A 1,889-nucleotide genomic window follows, 5' to 3' on the forward strand; every position below is an offset into this window, starting at 1 on the left:
TCGACGAGCACCGGGTTGTGGTGTTCGGCAACGTGCCGGCCGAGGTCGCCGCGGCGACCGCCGAGTTGGGTTGCGACGGGGCGGTCTGCGACGTCTCCTCCTACGAGCAGGTCCGCGACTCCTTCGCCGGGGTGGTCGAGCGCTACGGCACCATCGACGGGGTGGCGGCCTGCGCCTCCATGTGGGCGGGCGGCGACCTGGGGGACCTGTCGGTGGAGCACATCCGGCGGGCCGTGGAGATCAACGTTCTGGGCATCACGTACCTGCTGCGGGAGGCGGTGCGGCACCTTGACCGGCAGGGCCACGGCAACGTCGTCTACATCGGCGCGCTGGCGTTGGCGGCCCCCCGGCCCGGCATCCCCGTCTACCGGGCCACCAAGAGCTACGGCAACAGCCTGGTCGACTCGCTGGCCGAGGCGCAGCACAGCAACCGGGTCAAGGTGATGCAGCTGCACCCCGGGCCGATGCCGACCCGACTGCAGGAACGGGTGGGTGCCGAGTTCCTGGACGAGGTGTACGCCATGCCCGAACAGGTCGCCACCGAGGTCGTCCGGTTGCTGCTGCTCGAACCCGACGACCTCTACGTCTCCGGTGAGCGCGTGCTGCGCGCGGACGGGCGGTGGTGACGGCCGCAGCCGGACCCGCCGACCGTCCGGCCTCGGCGTGGGCGCCGCTGCGGACGGCGGTCTACCGCAACCTGTGGCTGGCCCTGCTCGCCGCCAACATCGGCACCTGGATGCAGACCGTCGGCGCGCAGTGGCTGCTGATCAACCATTCCAACGCCCCCACCCTGGTCGCGTTGGTGCAGACGGCCAGTCTGCTGCCGGTGCTGCTGCTGGCGTTGCCCGCCGGGGTGCTGGCCGACAGCTTCGACCGCCGGCACCTGCTGATCGCCGTGCAGCTGTTCCTGGTGGCGGTGGCGGTGGCGTTGACGCTGCTCACAGTTACCGGCCGGATGCCGCCGGCGCTGCTGCTCACCCTCACCTTCGCGTTCGGGGTCGGGCAGGCATTGACCCTGCCGGCCTGGGCGGCGGTGATCCCGGAGCTGGTGCCGCAGGACCAGCTGCGGTCGGCGTCCGCGCTCGGTTCGATCAGCGTGAACGTGGCGCGGGCGGTCGGTCCCGCGGTGGCCGGTGTGCTGATCGCCCGTACCGGCGTCGCCCCGGTCTTCGGCATCAACGCGGTCGCCTTCGGCGTCTTCGCGTACGCGCTGTGGCGCTGGCGGCCCGACAACGCCCGCGCGGTCGAGGTGCCCGAGCGGTTCACCGCCGCGTTGCGGGCCGGCAGCCGCTACGTCCGTCACTCGCCGACGGTGCGCCGGCTGTTGCGCCGCGCGTTGGTCTTCGTGGTCCCGGCCAGCGCGTTGTGGGCGTTGCTGCCGTTGGTCGCGAGTCGCCGGCTGGGGCTGGGCTCCGGTGGGTACGGGGTGCTGCTGGCCGCCCTCGGCGTGGGCGCCATCGGTGGCGGTGTGCTGCTGGCCGTGATCCGCACCCGACTGTCGGCCAACCAGCTCCTGCTGATCGCCGGGGCTCTGTTCACGGTGGCGCTGACCGTGGTCGGCACCGTGCCGGTGGTGCCGCTGGTGCTGCTCGCCCTGCTGCCCGCCGGGATGGCCTGGGTGACCGTGCTGGCCAACGTCAATGCCGAGATGCAGCTCTTCCTGCCCAGCTGGGTACGCGCCCGGGGCCTGGCCGTCTACCAGGTGTGCTTCGCCGGTGGGCAGGCGGTCGGCGCGCTGCTCTGGGGGCTGGTGGCCGACATGGGCGGGTTGGTCCTCGCGTACCTGGCGGCGGCGGCGCTGATGCTGGTCGGCACCCTGACGAGCCGGATCTGGCCGCTGCCCGACCTCCGGTCGGTGAACCGTGAACCGGCGGCGTACTGGCCACAGT

2 protein-coding genes are annotated in these 1,889 nt (G+C 72.5%); both read left to right on the forward strand.

The window, feature by feature from the left end; genetic code table 11:
• Window positions 1-626, forward strand: a 626-nt coding sequence (locus KBX53_RS31670) for an SDR family oxidoreductase (protein ID WP_210863465.1), incomplete at its 5' end; no start/stop codon positions are given.
• Window positions 620-1,889 (forward strand): MFS transporter (locus KBX53_RS31675; protein WP_210863467.1); only part of this gene is annotated, 1,270 nt, incomplete at its 3' end. The genes KBX53_RS31670 and KBX53_RS31675, both read left to right, overlap by 7 nt.

Origin of the sequence: Micromonospora sp. M51, from assembly GCF_018070305.1 — a bacterium.
In the GTDB taxonomy this organism is placed as follows: domain Bacteria; phylum Actinomycetota; class Actinomycetes; order Mycobacteriales; family Micromonosporaceae; genus Micromonospora; species Micromonospora parva.